The 13,779-nt window shown below is 68.3% G+C and carries 16 protein-coding genes and 2 pseudogenes; 9 read left to right on the forward strand and 9 right to left on the reverse strand.

Annotation, left to right across the window (positions count from 1 at the left end; translation table 11 throughout):
* Nucleotides 1-3: 3 nt before the first annotated feature.
* Nucleotides 4-945: an undecaprenyl-diphosphate phosphatase gene (locus ATK36_RS11025; protein ID WP_098511161.1), complete on the reverse strand. Its 942-nt coding sequence runs from the start codon at nt 943-945 to the stop codon at nt 4-6.
* Nucleotides 946-1,117: 172 nt separating this feature from the next.
* Here ATK36_RS11025 and pip point away from each other — a divergent pair, with 172 nt between their 5' ends.
* From pip to ATK36_RS11045, 6 genes are all read left to right on the forward strand, one after another.
* Nucleotides 1,118-2,071, forward strand: coding sequence for a prolyl aminopeptidase (pip, locus tag ATK36_RS11030; protein WP_098511162.1), 954 nt, complete (start codon nt 1,118-1,120; stop codon nt 2,069-2,071).
* 293 nt (nt 2,072-2,364) lie between these two features.
* On the forward strand, nt 2,365-2,535 hold the full coding sequence (locus ATK36_RS32165) for a hypothetical protein (RefSeq protein ID WP_170069688.1): 171 nt from the start codon (nt 2,365-2,367) through the stop codon (nt 2,533-2,535).
* Nucleotides 2,536-2,550: 15 nt separating this feature from the next.
* Nucleotides 2,551-2,844, forward strand: a complete 294-nt coding sequence (locus ATK36_RS34645) for a hypothetical protein (RefSeq protein ID WP_387000296.1) — start codon at nt 2,551-2,553, stop codon at nt 2,842-2,844.
* Nucleotides 2,837-3,457 carry a DUF3558 domain-containing protein gene (locus ATK36_RS11040; RefSeq protein ID WP_098511164.1) on the forward strand — a complete coding sequence of 207 codons (621 nt, stop codon included), beginning with the start codon at nt 2,837-2,839 and terminating at the stop codon, nt 3,455-3,457. The genes ATK36_RS34645 and ATK36_RS11040 overlap by 8 nt, the downstream gene beginning before the upstream one ends.
* Before the next feature lie 37 nt (nt 3,458-3,494).
* Nucleotides 3,495-3,668, forward strand: coding sequence for a hypothetical protein (locus ATK36_RS32170; RefSeq protein ID WP_170069689.1), 174 nt, complete (start codon nt 3,495-3,497; stop codon nt 3,666-3,668).
* On the forward strand, nt 3,665-3,862 hold the full coding sequence (locus ATK36_RS11045) for a hypothetical protein (RefSeq protein WP_098511165.1): 198 nt from the start codon (nt 3,665-3,667) through the stop codon (nt 3,860-3,862). The genes ATK36_RS32170 and ATK36_RS11045 overlap by 4 nt, the downstream gene beginning before the upstream one ends.
* 132 nt (nt 3,863-3,994) lie before the next feature.
* On the opposite strand, the gene ATK36_RS11050 is transcribed toward ATK36_RS11045, so the two are convergent.
* The 5 genes from ATK36_RS11050 to ATK36_RS11070 all read right to left on the reverse strand — a co-directional run bounded on the left by ATK36_RS11050 (nt 3,995) and on the right by ATK36_RS11070 (nt 9,569).
* The gene (locus tag ATK36_RS11050; RefSeq protein WP_387000299.1) at nt 3,995-4,798 is read right to left on the reverse strand and encodes an ABC transporter permease; all 804 of its coding nucleotides are present in this window, start codon (nt 4,796-4,798) and stop codon (nt 3,995-3,997) included.
* A 15-nt stretch (nt 4,799-4,813) separates the two neighbouring features.
* Nucleotides 4,814-5,695, reverse strand: a complete 882-nt coding sequence (locus ATK36_RS11055; RefSeq protein ID WP_098511166.1) for an ABC transporter permease — start codon at nt 5,693-5,695, stop codon at nt 4,814-4,816.
* Nucleotides 5,696-5,804: 109 nt separating this feature from the next.
* Nucleotides 5,805-7,010 (reverse strand): ABC transporter substrate-binding protein, encoded by a 1,206-nt coding sequence (locus ATK36_RS11060; protein WP_098511167.1) that lies wholly within the window; start codon nt 7,008-7,010, stop codon nt 5,805-5,807.
* Nucleotides 7,011-7,035: 25 nt separating this feature from the next.
* Nucleotides 7,036-8,112, reverse strand: coding sequence for an ABC transporter ATP-binding protein (locus tag ATK36_RS11065; RefSeq protein ID WP_098511168.1), 1,077 nt, complete (start codon nt 8,110-8,112; stop codon nt 7,036-7,038).
* Nucleotides 8,113-8,147: 35 nt separating this feature from the next.
* Nucleotides 8,148-9,569: a gamma-aminobutyraldehyde dehydrogenase gene (locus ATK36_RS11070; protein WP_098511169.1), complete on the reverse strand. Its 1,422-nt coding sequence runs from the start codon at nt 9,567-9,569 to the stop codon at nt 8,148-8,150.
* Between the two features lie 110 nt (nt 9,570-9,679).
* Here ATK36_RS11070 and ATK36_RS11075 point away from each other — a divergent pair, with 110 nt between their 5' ends.
* Together ATK36_RS11075 and ATK36_RS11080 are read left to right on the forward strand one after the other, a co-directional pair.
* Nucleotides 9,680-10,423, forward strand: a complete 744-nt coding sequence (locus ATK36_RS11075) for a FadR/GntR family transcriptional regulator (RefSeq protein ID WP_098514791.1) — start codon at nt 9,680-9,682, stop codon at nt 10,421-10,423.
* 33 nt (nt 10,424-10,456) lie between these two features.
* Nucleotides 10,457-11,197 carry a cache domain-containing protein gene (locus ATK36_RS11080; RefSeq protein ID WP_098514793.1) on the forward strand — a complete coding sequence of 247 codons (741 nt, stop codon included), beginning with the start codon at nt 10,457-10,459 and terminating at the stop codon, nt 11,195-11,197.
* Here the strand turns inward: ATK36_RS11080 and ATK36_RS31425 are convergent.
* Nucleotides 11,187-11,477: pseudogene (locus tag ATK36_RS31425) on the reverse strand (PucR family transcriptional regulator); the annotation flags it as partial. The gene ATK36_RS11080 and the pseudogene ATK36_RS31425 overlap by 11 nt on opposite strands.
* On the opposite strand from ATK36_RS31425, the pseudogene ATK36_RS31430 reads away from it, so the two are divergent.
* A pseudogene (locus ATK36_RS31430) lies at nt 11,472-11,624 on the forward strand (aldehyde dehydrogenase family protein); the annotation flags it as partial. The pseudogenes ATK36_RS31425 and ATK36_RS31430 sit on opposite strands and share 6 nt — an antisense overlap.
* Here the strand turns inward: ATK36_RS31430 and ATK36_RS31435 are convergent.
* Both ATK36_RS31435 and ATK36_RS11090 read right to left on the reverse strand, forming a co-directional pair.
* Nucleotides 11,605-12,369 (reverse strand): helical backbone metal receptor, encoded by a 765-nt coding sequence (locus ATK36_RS31435; protein ID WP_141544421.1) that lies wholly within the window; start codon nt 12,367-12,369, stop codon nt 11,605-11,607. The pseudogene ATK36_RS31430 and the gene ATK36_RS31435 sit on opposite strands and share 20 nt — an antisense overlap.
* The gene (locus tag ATK36_RS11090; protein ID WP_098514794.1) at nt 12,366-13,772 is read right to left on the reverse strand and encodes an RNB domain-containing ribonuclease; all 1,407 of its coding nucleotides are present in this window, start codon (nt 13,770-13,772) and stop codon (nt 12,366-12,368) included. The genes ATK36_RS31435 and ATK36_RS11090 overlap by 4 nt, the downstream gene beginning before the upstream one ends.
* Between the last annotated feature and the right edge of the window lie 7 nt (nt 13,773-13,779).

Raw genomic sequence — 13,779 nt, forward strand, 5'->3', positions numbered from 1 at the left:
CCCTCACAACGTGAAGACGAGCAAGCTGCCGATTCCGGCGACGCCGCAGTAGACGGCGAAGGGGGTCAACGTGCGCGTTTCGAAGTATTTCGTCAGAAAACGGACAGAAAAATAGGACGCGATGAACGCGACCACGCTGCCGGCCAGCGCCGGGCCGAGCGAGGAACTGTTCTCCGGGGCAAACAGCGAGGGCATCTTGAGCACGCCCGCGGCGAGGATCACCGGGGTGGCCAGCAGCCAGGCGAACCGGGCCGCGTCCTCGTGCCCCAGCCCGCGCCGAAGCCCGGCGACCATGGTGATCCCGGACCGGCTGATGCCCGGCAGCAGCGCCAGGATCTGCGCCGAGCCGATGAGCACGGCCTCCTTCACGCTCAGCTTCGACAGCCGCGCGTCGGTGGCCTCCTCCATCGTGACCGCCCGCATCACCAGCGTCTCTTCGGCGCTGAAGTCCACGGTCTCCTCGTCCCGGGCGGGTTTCGCGGCCGCCGGACGGGCCCGGGAGAACCGCTCCGCGGCGTAGAGCACCCCGCCGTTGAGGGCGAGGAAGATCGCCACCGGCACCGGTTTGCCGAGCACGTCCCGCAACAGGCTCTCCAGCAGCAGGCCGGCGATCCCGACCGGGATCGTGGCCAGCACCAGTAACCAGGCCAGCCGCTGGTCGGCGGTGCGCACCTCGCGGCGGCGCACGGAGGTCCACAGCCCGCCGATGATGCGCACCCAGTCGCGGCGGAAGAACAGCACGAGCGCGAGCGCGGTGGCCACGTGCATGGCCACCAGCACCGCGAGGTAGGGCGAGTCCTTGCCGAGGCTCAGGTCCTGCGCCCAGCGCCCGCCGACGAGCGCGGGCAGCAGCACGCTGTGCCCGAGACTGGACACCGGAAACAATTCCGACACCCCTTGCAGCGCGCCCACCACAATGGACTCGACGTAGCTGACCGCGGACATTCGCGAGGCCTTTCCACGCGTCGGGTTCAAGATTCCTGCGAAAACTACCCAGCGGCAGGTTAACCATAGGCAAGGCGACGGCGGGGGGTGCGGTTCCGCACGTCACTCGTTCCGATCCGGGCGCTACTGCCCGGTGCACGCCCCGTCGAGCGAATCGGGGAAAATGCCCGGTATGGAGGAGCTCTACCCCGCGACGCGGGTGCGTGCCGACGGGCTGCTGGAGGTCGGCGACGGGCACCGGCTCTACTGCCAGGAAGCCGGGAACCCGGACGGCAAGCCGGTGGTGGTCCTGCACGGCGGGCCGGGCAGCGGGATCTCCCCGGCCGCCCGGCAGCACTTCGACCCGGCCGTCTACCGGATTGTCCTGTTCGACCAGCGCGGGGCCGGGCGCAGCACACCCAGCGCCGGCGACCCTGCCTCGGATCTGGCCACGAATACGTTGTGGCACTTGGTTTCCGACCTGGAACTGCTGCGCGAACGGCTGCGCATCCAGCGGTGGCAGTGCTTCGGTGGGTCCTGGGGGTCCACGCTCGCGCTGGCCTACGCGCAGGCCCATCCGGACCGGGTGACCGAACTCGTCCTGCGCGGGGTCTTCACCGTGCGGCGGTGTGAACTGGACTGGCTGTATCGGGGCGGGGCGGCGCATCTGTTCCCCGCCGAATGGGACGCTTTCGTGGCTCCGCTCGACGAACGGCAGCGCGTGGATCCGATCGAGGGGTACGCGGAGTTGCTGCACTCCCCCGACCGTGCGGTGGCCGAGCGTGCCGCGATCGCCTGGAGCACCTGGGAAGGCGCGACCGTGGCGCTACTGCCGCAGCCCGCGTTCGTGGATCAGTACTCGAAACCGTCCTTCGCGTTACCGTTCGCACGGCTGGCCGTGCACTACTTCCGGAATGGCGCGTGGCTGGAGGAGGGACAGCTGATTCGCGACGCCGGACGGCTGGCCGGGATTCCCGGTGTGCTGGTGCAGGGGCGGTATGACGCGGTGTGCCCGCCGATCACCGCCTACCAGCTGCATCATGCGTGGCCGGGCTCGGTCCTGCGGCTCGTCGAAGGCGCCGGGCACGCGGGCGGCGATCCGGGAATCCTCGCCGCCCTCCGGGAAGCCACCGACGGCTTCCGGTGAGGTCTGTGAAGGGAACCTTCGCTACCTTGCAACTTACGTTTCCAAACCCCGGACGCAGCGACGGGTGACAAAGCTCGACGAACGCCGCCGGAGGCTCTCCGCGGCCTGCTGCTCGCCTCGCCGAAATGGGCCAGGAGGAATCGGCGTCGTACCGGTCGGCTCAAGGGCTTCACCTGACCTGCCAGGCAGCTTGTCGCCGTGTCGCCTTGATCACGAGGCCAGGCGAAGTAGCCACCGTGTGCAGACAGTCGTGATACCGTCCGTGTTGTTCGGTGAGAGCTGGGGAGGCTTTCATGACTGATGACGGTGTCGAGCGCGTCAGGCACCTGCCCGCGGACATGCAGGGTCCGCTGGCGCCGGGATACAAGTACGTCCGGGACAAGACGCCGGAGCAGGTGGCGAAGGAAACCGCCGCCGCACAGGCGAAGGCCAACGACGCCATGGCCGCCGGAGGTGGCGGGTAGCGCCTGACCCCGGAGCTGCTCAAGGAGATCGTCACGGAGATTGACGACATTCTGGACTGGATCAGCCTCGACCTCCGGCAACAGGCCCGTGTCTTGACGTCTTTCGTACCCATGGGCGATGAGGTCGCCAGCATCGCTTATGTGCAAGACGCTAACGCAGCAGGTCGGTCGTACAACAACTACCTTGACAGTGTGGTCGCTGAGCTGAAACGCCAGCGAGACGCGTTCCAACAGGCCCTGGATACTTACCAGAAGCAAGAGCACCAGGCAGCTGATCAGTTGAAAGGCGTCCATCCTCACGATGACTAGCCGCTACGCCGCCGCATTCACGTTTGCGCTGGCCGCAGTCCTCCTCAGCGGGTGCTCCGGCAAGCCGGGCAACGCGACCCCTGCGACCCAACCTCCGCCTACCTCCTCCGGAACCCAATTCGGTGCGCCGTCAGTGTCTGGGCCGCTCGACACCACACCTCTGGAGAAGGACCCGTGCGCCGCGTTGAACGCGGGCCAGGTCGCGAGCCTGGGCGCTCCGTTCAAGAGCACGTTCCCTCAACCAGACGGCGCTACTGGACCGTCTTGCGGCTGGCGCTTCGCGACGGACGACGGACCGTCATCCGTAGGCGGGGCCCTTGCCACTAAAGACCCCGGTCACAGCGGAATTAGTGGCGTTTACGGTCAGCAGAAAATGGGAGGGCTCACCAAGTTCGAGCCCTTTACTGTCGATGGCTATCCTGGTGCGGTCTACGACAATGCAAGTAATCCTCCGCCTGGGTTTTGCGTAATGGCAATCGGTTTACGTGAAGACCTGACCTATGTCATTACCGTCAACCTTGACAGCCTCAAACACCCGTTTGCCGACAGTTGCGCGGTGGGCAAGAAGGTGGCCGGCTACGTCATCCAGTATCTCCAGAAAGGGGGCCGCTGATGCCTGAGGGCTGCACCGGCGCGGACGTCGACGCCGGATGCACCGCTACCGCGGCAGCACCTCCTCTCTCGACGCCGGTCAGCAGGCAGCCGAGGCACCCAAGAAAACCCACGAAGATTTGATCACCCGGATCTCCCGGCGGCAAGGCAAGATGGATGCCTCCCGGGAAGGCGACGCGGCAGGCAAGGCCGCGCTGGTTTCACCCCATTGATCGAGACCTCGCAGCAGGCGTCGAGCGATCTCGACCGCAGCGCACAGTCGCTCACCGCGCAGAACAGCGGTTTCCACGGCACGCTGAACAAACTCGCGCCGATGGACGCGAATCGTCCCGACGCCGACGATCTGGCGAGCTACTGGCCGTTCAGTGCGAGCGATTCGGAAAGAGGCCGCGGCGCGGTGGGATGACGCGGACAAGAAACCAAGGAAGCTGACGGGTCCTATGTCGCCACCACCGACGGAACCGCAATTCGGCGGCCAAGGATTACCCGGTCCTGAACGCGTCGACCGGACTTTCCCGCCCCCGCCGCAGACGGCCGTTCAGATCCGCCCGCCGCTGGCACTTTCCCCACCGGACAGACGCTGGGCCAGGTAGACCGGCACGGTCGACACCACGATCAGCACCGCGGCCACCACGTTGACCACCGGCGCCTGGTTGGGCCGGAACAGGTTGTTGTAGATCCAGATCGGCAGGGTCTCCATCCCGCTGCCGAGGGTGAACGTGGTCACGATGATCTCGTCGAAGGACAGCGCGAACGCCAGCAGCCCACCCGCCAGCAGGGCCGACCGCAGCATCGGGAAGGTCACCAGGCGGAACGTGGTGAGACCGTTCGCCCCGAGGTCCATCGAGGCCTCTTCCAGGTTGCCGCCCAGCCGGCGAAGCCGGGCCACCACGTTGTTGAACACCACCACGATGCAGAACGTCGCGTGCGCGATGATCACCGTGGCCACACCCAGATCCACGCCGAGAATCGTGCGGAACGCGTTGTTCAGGGCGATCCCGGTGACGATGCCGGGCAGTGCGATCGGCAGCACGATCAGCAGCGACACCGAGTTCCGCCCGAAGAACCGGTACCGCTGCAGGGCGAACGCGGCCATCGTGCCGAGCAGGAGCGCGATCGCGGTGGCCGCGAGACCGACCAGGACGCTCGTCCACAACGCGTGCAGCGCGCCCTCACTGGTCACCGCGCGGCCCCACCATTCCAGGGTGAAGCTCTTCGGCGGCCAGCCGAACGTGGTGTCCGCGTTGACCGAGTTCAGCAGGACCACCAGCAGCGGGAAGTAGAGCACCGCGAACCCGGCGCCGAGCGCGGTCCACAGCAGCACCCGGGCGGTCTTCGACATCCGCACGGCGGTCTCCTAGAGGTTGTTCAGCGCGCCGGTGCGGCGCACCGCGGCCAGATAGACGAGCATGATCACGACCGGCACGAGGCCCACGGTCGCGGCGAAGGGCAGGTTGCCGGCCGCGCCGATGTTGTCGTAGACCACGTTGCCGAGCATCTGCGAAGTGCCGCCGACGATCTTCACCGCGATGTAATCGCCGAGCGACAACGAGAACGTGAAGATCGAACCGGCCACAATGGCCGGGAAGGCCAGCGGCAGAATCACCGAACGGAACGTCCGCGGCGAGCGCGCGCCGAGGTCGCCGGAAGCGTCCACAAGGGAGTCCGGCAGGCGTTCGAGCCCGGCGTAGATCGGCAGGATCATGTACGGCAACCACAAGTAGCACAAGGTGATCACGGTGGCGGTGATCCCGTAGCCGGGGCCGGTGCCACCGAACGGCGAAAGCAGCCAGTTGAGCACTCCATTGCCGGACAACAGGGTTCGCCACGCGTAGGCCTTCACCAGGTAGCTCGCCCACAGCGGGGTCATCACCGCGATCACCAGGATCCGCTGCGCCCGCGGCGAGGCGAGCTTGGCCATGGCGAACGCCATCGGGAACGCGATCACCGCGTCGATCACCGTGACCAGCAAGGCGATCCCGACCGTGCGCAGGGTGATCGTGTGGTAGACCGAATCGCTGAACAGCGTGACGAAGTTGTCCAGCGACCAGTCGGTGACCACGTTGCCGGTGAATACGTCGGTGGACCAGAAGGCCGTGACGAACAGTGCGCCGAGCGCGACGAGGTAGGCCAGCCCCAGCCACAGCATCGGGGCGCCGAGCAGGAGGCCGAGGCGCAGCCGGGGCTTGCGGTGGAAGTAGGCCGAAACGCGGTCGCTCGGCGTGCTCACAGCGGTCATCTGCCTGCGCTTTCCAAGAAGGGCGTGGGCTGTGAAGGGGCCCTTCACGGACTCTGAGTCCGTGAAGGGCCCCTTCACGGTCTTCCCAGGCACGGAGCCGGAGGAGGTGTCAGCCCTTGATCTCGGTCCAGGCGCGGGTCCAGGCGCCGTAGTCCTTGCACTCGATGTCCGTGCGGCCGTCGAGGCACTGCGGGATCGGCGTGGTCCAGTACTGGATCTTGGCCGCGTACGCGGCATCGTTGGCGTGGTAGGTGCCGCAGAGGCTCTTGTCCGTGAACTCCGCGCACGCCTTGGAATTCGCCGGCGCCTCCCCGAAGTATTCGGCGACCTGCGCGTTCACCTTCGGGCTGACGACGTAGTCCATCCACTTGTAAGCACAGGTCTTGTGCTGCGACTTGGCCGCCACCATCCAGGTGTCCGACCAGCCGGTGGCACCCTCGCTCGGCACCGTGGCCGCGATCGGCACGCCCTGGCTCTTGGCCAGGTTCACGGTCACCTGCCAGGCGGTGCCGATCGTCCCGTCCGCGCTCTTGAGCGACTGGGCTTCCTTGAGGTAGTCCGACCAGTACTCCTCGACCTGCGGGCGCTGCTTCTTGAGCAGGTCGACCGCGGCGGCGAACTGCTTGTCGTCGAGCGCATACGGGTTCTTGATGCCCAGATCCGGCTGGTGCGCCATCAGGTACACCGCGGCGTCGGCGATGTAGATCGGCGAGTCGTAGGCGATGATCTTGCCCTTGAACGGCGAGGTGGGCTCGAACATCGGCGACCACGACTTCGGTTCCGGGCTCACCTTGTCGGTGCGCCAGGTGAGCACGTTCGCGCCCCAGCCGTGCGGGATTCCGTAGGCCACGTTGTTCACGCTGTTCCACGACTTGTTCTTGAGGAACGGGTAAACGTCGTTGTAATTCGGCACGAGCGCGGTGTTCACCGGCTCGACATCGCCCGAGGCGACCAGCCGCAGCGACGCGTCGCCGGAGGCGGAGACAACGTCGTACTGCCCCGTCTTCATCAGTGTCACCGCTTCGTCCGAGGTGCCGAACGGCTTGACGTTCACCTTGCAGCCGGTCTGCTGTTCGAACGGCGTGACCCAGTTGACCTTCGGGTCGTTCGAGCCGTTTTCCGCGTAGCCCGGCCAGGCGAGCACGTTCAGCTGCCCTTCCGCCTGGCCGAGCTGGGTGAGCGCGGCGAGCTTGGGCGGGGTGAAGCCCTGCGCGCCCGGGGCCGACCCGGCGGAGTCGGAACCCGACGTGCCGCAGGCCGCGAGCAGCAGGCTCACTCCGCACAATCCTGCGAACAGCGTCTTCCTGTTCTTCATCTGGAGAAAAACCTTCCCGTGAGAACTAGCCGGCTTCGGGGACCTGGAAACTGTGTTCGCGCCGCCAGCTCAAGCGGACCCGCCCGTCGGCGAACCGGACCGGTTCACCGGCGTTCTGGCGGACCACGGACAACTGACCCCCGGCGTCGAGCGCGACAGCGTAACGCACGGTCGATCCGGCGTATACGACGTCGGTGACCACCCCGGTCGCGGAGATTTCCCCGGAACCGGCGGGAAAAGCCAGGTCATCGTCGATGCGAATCTTCTCCGGGCGGATGCTGAAAACACCCGGACGGCCTAGCACCGCTTCGGCGCCGCTCCCGCTCAACAAGTTGGAGGTGCCGACGAAACCCGCGACGAACGCACTCGCCGGCCGTTCGTAGACCTCCACCGGCGTACCGACCTGTTCGATCCGGCCCGCGTTGAACACCGCGATCCGGTCGCTCATGGTCAGCGCCTCGTCCTGATCGTGGGTGACGACCAGGAAAGTGCTGCCGACCTCGCGCTGGATCTGCTTCAGTTCGACCTGCATTGCCTGTCGCAGCTTGAGATCCAGCGCGCCGAGGGGTTCGTCCAGCAGCAGCACCTTCGGCCGGTTCACCAGCGCCCGGGCAAGGGCGACGCGCTGACGCTGACCGCCGGAAAGCTGTGCGGGCTTGCGATCGCCGTAGTCGCCGAGCCGCACGGTGCGCAATGCTTCCGCGGCGCGCCCCCGCCGTTCGGCTTTCGCGACCCGGCGGACTTTCAAGCCGTATTCCACGTTCTGCTGCACGGACATGTGCGGGAAGAGCGCGTAATCCTGAAAGACGGTGTTCACGTCACGTTCGAAGGGGGCGAGCCGGCTGACGTCCTCGCCGTCGAGTTCGATGGTGCCCGCGGTGGGCAATTCGAACCCGGCGATCATCCGCAGCACGGTGGTCTTGCCGGAGCCGGAAGGGCCGAGCATCGCGAAGAACTCGCCGGGCGGGATGTCGAGGTCGACCCCGTCGACCGCGCGCACCTTGTCGAAGTGCTTCTGCAGTCCGGTGAGCCGGATCGCCGGCTGCCCGTCCGGCGGCCGCCGGTCCGGGCGCCGGGTCTCGGCGGGGGCTTGGTGGGGCATGACGCGCCTCCCGGTGAATCTGGTCGTCACTGCGGCTACAGCGCGCTCATCACGTGCTTGACGCGGGTGTAGTCCTCCAGGCCGTAAAGCGAGAGATCCTTGCCATAACCGGATTTCTTGAATCCACCGTGCGGCATCTCGGCCACCAGCGGGATGTGCGTGTTGATCCAGACGCAGCCGAAGTCGAGCTTCGCCGAAACCCGCATGGCGCGCTGGTGATCCTTCGTCCACACCGAGGAGGCGAGCCCGTAGGGCACCCCGTTCGCCGCGCGCACCGCGTCTTCCTCACCGGTGAAGCGCTGCACGGTGATCACCGGGCCGAACACCTCGTTCTGGGTGATCTCGTCGTCCTGCCGGACCCCGGAAACCACGGTGGCCTCGTAGAAGTAGCCCTCGTCGCCGACCCGGTGTCCTCCACAATGGACAGTCGCGTGGCCGGGCAGCCGGTCGATGAACCCGGCGACCTTGGCGAGCTGACCGGCGTTGTTGAGCGGGCCGTAGGCGACCGTCTCGTCGTCCGGCCGGCCGGTCTTGGTCGCCACCGCCTGCCGGGCGAGCGCGGCGACGAAGGTGTCGTGCACGTCGTCGGCGACCAGCACCCGGGTGGCCGCGGTGCAATCCTGGCCCGCGTTGAAGTACCCGGCCATCGCGATGGTTTCGGCGGCCGCCTCGACGTCCGCGTCCTCGAACACCAGCACCGGTGCTTTGCCGCCCAGCTCCAGGTGCACCCGCTTGAGGTCGCGGGCGGCGGAACCAGCGACTTCGATCCCGGCACGCACGGAGCCGGTGATCGAGACCATGGCCGGGATCTCGTGCGCCACCAGCGCCCGCCCGGTGTCACGGTCGCCGCACAGCACGTTGAACACGCCCGCGGGCAGGAACTCAGCGGCGATCTCGGCGAGCAGCAGGGTGGCGGCAGGCGTGGTGTCGGAGGGCTTGAGCACGACGGTGTTGCCCGCCGCGAGCGCGGGGGCGATCTTCCAGATCGCCATAAGCAACGGGTAGTTCCATGGGGTCACCTGCGCGCAGACGCCGATCGGCTCGCGCCGCAGGAACGAGGTGTGGCCCTCCATGTACTCGCCTGCCGACCGGCCTTCGAGCACGCGTGCGGCCCCGGCGAAGAAGCGCAGCTGGTCGAGGATCATCGGCAGTTCTTCCGACATCGTCAGCGAAAGCGGCTTGCCGGTGTCGCGCGACTCCACGCCGACGATCTCCTCGCCACGCGCTTCCACCGCGTCGGCGAGCTTCAGCAGCGCGAGCTGACGCTGGGACGGCGTGGTCTCCCGCCAGATCTCGAAGGCTTCGGCGGCGATCTTCAGCGCACGGTCGACGTCCTGGAGCCCGGCCACCGGCGCGGTGCAGTACGGGCGGCCGGTCACCGGGTCGACGATCTCGGCGACCTTCCCGGACAGCGAGGAGAGGTACTCGCCGCCGACGAAATGCTTCAGTTCCTGCACGCGTGCGTCTCCTGACTCTCCGTGGCAGCCGGAAACCTATAACTCCATATTTCATAGGACAAGGTCCTCGGGCAGGATTGACCCCAATGCACGAGAGGGGCGAACCCACGATGCGCAAGGAGATGTCGAACAGCGCGCGCCTGGCGATGTTCGCTCCGCTCGACCAGCTCGGCCGTGCCGACGCGGTCGCGGCCCGGCTGCTCGACGCCATCACGCTCGGCCTGCTCGACGACGCCGAGCAGCTGCCGAGCGAGGTGGAGCTGGCCGCGCGGTTCCGGGTCGCCACCGTGACCGTGCGGGAAGCCCTCGCCGTACTACGTCAGCAGGGACTGGTGGAGACCCGGCGCGGCCGGGGCGGCGGCAGCTTCGTGCGCACCCCGGCGTGGCCCTCGCCGAGTTCCTGGGCGAGCAGGCTGAGCCTGCTGTCCCTGGCGGATCTGCGCGATCTCGGCGACCACTACCTCGCGGTGGCCGGTGCGGCGGCGAAGCTGGCCGCCGAACGCAGCACCCCCGAGGATCTCGACCGGCTGCGGCTGAACGCCGAGGATCTGCGCGAGGCGTCCGGGCCGGAGGCGATCCGGGCCGAACGGCAGTTCCACCTCGAGATCGCGGCCGCCGCGCAGTCCCCGCGGCTGACCAACCAGGAGGTACAACTCCAGGGCGAGCACGGCTGGCTGCTGTGGGTACCCCTCGGTGGCGGCGAGCAATGCCGCGCGGCCTACGCTGAGCATCAGGCCATCGTCGCCGCGATCGCCGCAGCCGACGGCGATCTGGCGCGGAGGCTGACCGAGGAACACCTGCTGAGCGCGCTCGACCGGCTCGCGGATCTGCATCTGTCCCTCGAAACGCCGTAACCTTCGCGGACCCTGCCGGACGAGGTGAACATCGTGACCGACACCCGAACGCCACCCGGCGAAGAGGTCGTGACCCAGGTGTCCACCCTGGTCGAGGAAATCTTCGCGCGGCTGAAGCCGGTGCTGGCCGCCGCCGAGACCGTGCTCACCGAGCCGGAAAGCCGTACCACACAGGCATTGCACGAGATCCGCCCGCAGATCGCCGACGCGCTGGGCGGGCTGGTGATCGGCGCCGGGTTCGTGAGCGCACCGCAGGTGCTCACCGATCAGGAATTCGGATTCGAGTGGTGGACCCGGCTTCGCGATGAGGAATCCGAACCAGAACAGCTGTTCATCAGCCTGGATCCGAAGAGCGCCCAGTTCCTGGACTACACCCGGCAATCCTGGTTCACGGTGCCGCGCGACAGCGGCCGGCGGCACATCAACGGGCCGTACGTGGACTACCTCTGCACAGACGAGTACACGCTGACCTTCACCGTGCCGGTCGCCTGCGAAGGTGGGTTCGCCGGGGTCGTCGGCGCGGACGTGTACGTACGCGAATTCGAGCGCACGGTGAGCCGCCGGTTGCGTTCGCTGGGGCGAAAAGCCGCGCTGCTGAACGCACAGGGGCGCGTGATCGTGTCCAACACCGTGCGGCAGGCGACCGGCTCGCTGGTGCGGGACGTCGACGTGCCGGCGTGGTGGACCTCGGGCGCCGAGCCTTACACCGCCCCCAGCGGCGCGACCCTGCGGCGGTGCGGGGATTCACCGATCGCGCTGCTCGTCACGACGTGATCCGGAGCGCGAACCAGAGTTCGGCGCGCACTCCCGGCGCATCCAGGTCGCGACCGAGCAGCTCGGCGGCCTTGGTCACGCGGTTGCGCAGCGTGTGCCGGTGCACGCCGAGCTTCGTGGCGGCGAGGTCCCCATGCCCGTGGTGCGCCAGCCAGCACCGCAGCGACGCGACGAGGTCGCCCCGTCCCGTCCTCAGTGGAGCGAGCAGGTGCTCGGAAAACGCTTGTGCCGCCTGCGGATCCAGCAGATCGAGTAGGCCCGCGCCGGCGTGCTCGGCGTACTGGTCGGCGACGTGCCGAGCTTCCGCGCCGATCAAATGCCGTACGGCGGGGTGAAGGACTCCGGCATCGGCCGGGAAGGCCCGGCCGCGGCGATGGCGGACTTCACCGAGGAACGCGTCACCGTGCTCACCGGACTGACGCTCTGAGCGCGGCGTACGCGTCCACAAGAGACGGCCCGTACCAGCTGAGGTAGCGGCCGGACAGCAGTACCGGGCGCATTCGCGGGAAGAAGCCGGGGCCGTCGTCCTGGGTGAACTCGTACGGCTCATCGGGCAGTACGACCAGGTCGGCCCCGGTCTCGGTGAGTTCTTCCAGCGACGGCCGGGGATAGCGCTCCGAGTGTCCGGAGTAGACGTTCTCCACGCCGAGCCTGCGCAACACATCCCCGGCGAAGGTGTCCCGGCCGAGGACGACCCACGGCTTGCGCCACACCGGGATCACCGCACGGTGCCGGACCGGCTCGACCTCCCGCCAGAGATCCTCCGCGGTCACCAGCCACCCCGGCTCGTCGATACCGAAGGCCTGAGTGAGAATCCGCCGCAACGAGCCCAGCGCGGCGGGCACGGATCCGGCGGCGGCCATCACGAACACCGGGATCCCGTCGGCCCGCAGCTCCGCCACGTCCTCCGGCCGGTTCTCCTCGGAGTTGGCCAGCACCAGATCCGGCCGCTGCGCCCGCACCAGGTCCAGCTTCGGGTACTTCGACCCACCGACCCTCGGCACCTCCAAAGTGGACGGATGCGTGCAATAGCCGGTGGCCGCCACGATCCGGCCGGGCACGCTCACCTCCACCGCCTCGGTCAGCGACGGCACCAGCGAGACCACCCGCCGCGGCTCGCCGGTGACCGGCACCGGTTCGCCCAGATCGTCGATCAGCTCCGCGTTTCTCATACCCGCTCGAACGACACCTTTCGATGCTCGACGTCCACTTCGGTCAGCCGCACCGTGATGCGCTCCCCTTCCGGAAACCGCATCCCAGTGCACTTGGCCATCACCGGAGGATCCTCCAGCAGGATCTCCGCCTTCGTCCCTTCGGCCCGCAGCACCACCGCCGCGAACTCCTGCCCGACGCGCTCGGCCAGCACCCACGCCTCGACCTGGTCGATGCACGCCCGCTCCACCCGCGCGGCCAGACCGTCCGAAGCGGACATCTGCGCCGGCACCTCGGCCAGCGCCTCGCGGACCCACGATGGCACCTCGCGCCCCGCCGTCACCGCGAGACAGACCTCCGTGGCGAAACGATCGACGAGCCGCCGGATCGGCGCTGTGACGTGCGCATACGGACCGCCGATCCCGGCGTGCGCAACGACTTCCGGTAACACACCGTCGAACACGGTGTAACCGGCGCCGCGCAGCAACCGCGTGGTGTCGGCGTACAGCGCCATCGACGCCGGCTGCCCGGGATCCAAAGTAGACAGAAACTCGGAGACCGTGGTCTCCGGCGGCCAGCTCAGCCCGCCCGCCGCGGCGGAACGGCGCAGCCACTCCACCGAATCCGGCTCGGCAGGCGGCAACGTGCGCAGCACGCCGACGCCGGCCTCGATCATGATCCGCGCCGCGGCCATCCCGGTGAGCAGGGAGAGTTCCGCGTTCCAGGCGTCCACCGCGGTGCGCGGCCGGCGGGCGAGCACCCAGCCGCCGTCCACGTCGCCGGTGATTTCCTGCTCCGGCAACTGCAGTTCCAGCGCGCCCCGGCGGACCGCCCACTCCCGGCGCAACCGGCCCAGCTCCGGCAGCGCGGCCACGGACGGATGCGGACACCCGGCGTCGAGCGTGGCCTGCACCCCTTCGTAGTCGAACTGCTCAGTGGAGCGGACCAGCGCCCGGCGGACGCGCGTGCCGGCGAGCGCGCCGTCCTCGCCGACGTCGATCGTCCACAGCACGGCCGGGCGCACCTCGCCGGGCAGCAGGCTCGCCGCCCCCTCGGAGAGCACCGGCGGATGCAGCGGGACATTGCCGTCCGGCAGGTAGAGCGTCTGGCCGCGACGGCGTGCCTCGCGATCGAGCGCGCCGCCCGGCGGGACGAACACGGCGAGATCGGCGATCGCGTAGTGCACCCGGAAGCCGTGCACCGTGCGTTCCAGCAGCATCGCCTGATCGAGGTCCTTTGACCCGGGCGGGTCGATCGTGACGAACGGCAGCCCGGTGGCGTCCTCACGTTCGCCCGCCGCGGCCAGCGGATCGAGCACCGCCGCCTCGGCCTCGGCGAGCACATCCGGCCCGAAGGACTCCGGCAGCGCGAATTCCGCCCGGAGACGACCGAAGTCCCCTCCCGACGCGTGGGTCCGGATCACGAGTGGG

Source organism: Amycolatopsis sulphurea, assembly GCF_002564045.1.
Lineage (GTDB): Bacteria > Actinomycetota > Actinomycetes > Mycobacteriales > Pseudonocardiaceae > Amycolatopsis > Amycolatopsis sulphurea.

What these genes read in the sequence shown, in the direction of transcription:
- ATK36_RS31435 (WP_141544421.1), bottom strand. Translation starts at nt 12,369, where the DNA reads ATGAGAAACGCGGAGCTGATCGACGATCTGGGCGAACCGGTGCCGGTC.
- ATK36_RS11050 (WP_387000299.1), bottom strand. Translation starts at nt 4,798, where the DNA reads ATGTCGAAGACCGCCCGGGTGCTGCTGTGGACCGCGCTCGGCGCCGGG.
- ATK36_RS11055 (WP_098511166.1), bottom strand. Translation starts at nt 5,695, where the DNA reads ATGACCGCTGTGAGCACGCCGAGCGACCGCGTTTCGGCCTACTTCCAC.
- ATK36_RS11025 (WP_098511161.1), bottom strand. Translation starts at nt 945, where the DNA reads ATGTCCGCGGTCAGCTACGTCGAGTCCATTGTGGTGGGCGCGCTGCAA.
- pip (WP_098511162.1), top strand. Translation starts at nt 1,118, where the DNA reads ATGGAGGAGCTCTACCCCGCGACGCGGGTGCGTGCCGACGGGCTGCTG.
- ATK36_RS32165 (WP_170069688.1), top strand. Translation starts at nt 2,365, where the DNA reads ATGACTGATGACGGTGTCGAGCGCGTCAGGCACCTGCCCGCGGACATG.
- ATK36_RS11040 (WP_098511164.1), top strand. Translation starts at nt 2,837, where the DNA reads ATGACTAGCCGCTACGCCGCCGCATTCACGTTTGCGCTGGCCGCAGTC.
- ATK36_RS11075 (WP_098514791.1), top strand. Translation starts at nt 9,680, where the DNA reads ATGCGCAAGGAGATGTCGAACAGCGCGCGCCTGGCGATGTTCGCTCCG.
- ATK36_RS11060 (WP_098511167.1), bottom strand. Translation starts at nt 7,010, where the DNA reads ATGAAGAACAGGAAGACGCTGTTCGCAGGATTGTGCGGAGTGAGCCTG.
- ATK36_RS11065 (WP_098511168.1), bottom strand. Translation starts at nt 8,112, where the DNA reads ATGCCCCACCAAGCCCCCGCCGAGACCCGGCGCCCGGACCGGCGGCCG.
- ATK36_RS32170 (WP_170069689.1), top strand. Translation starts at nt 3,495, where the DNA reads ATGCACCGCTACCGCGGCAGCACCTCCTCTCTCGACGCCGGTCAGCAG.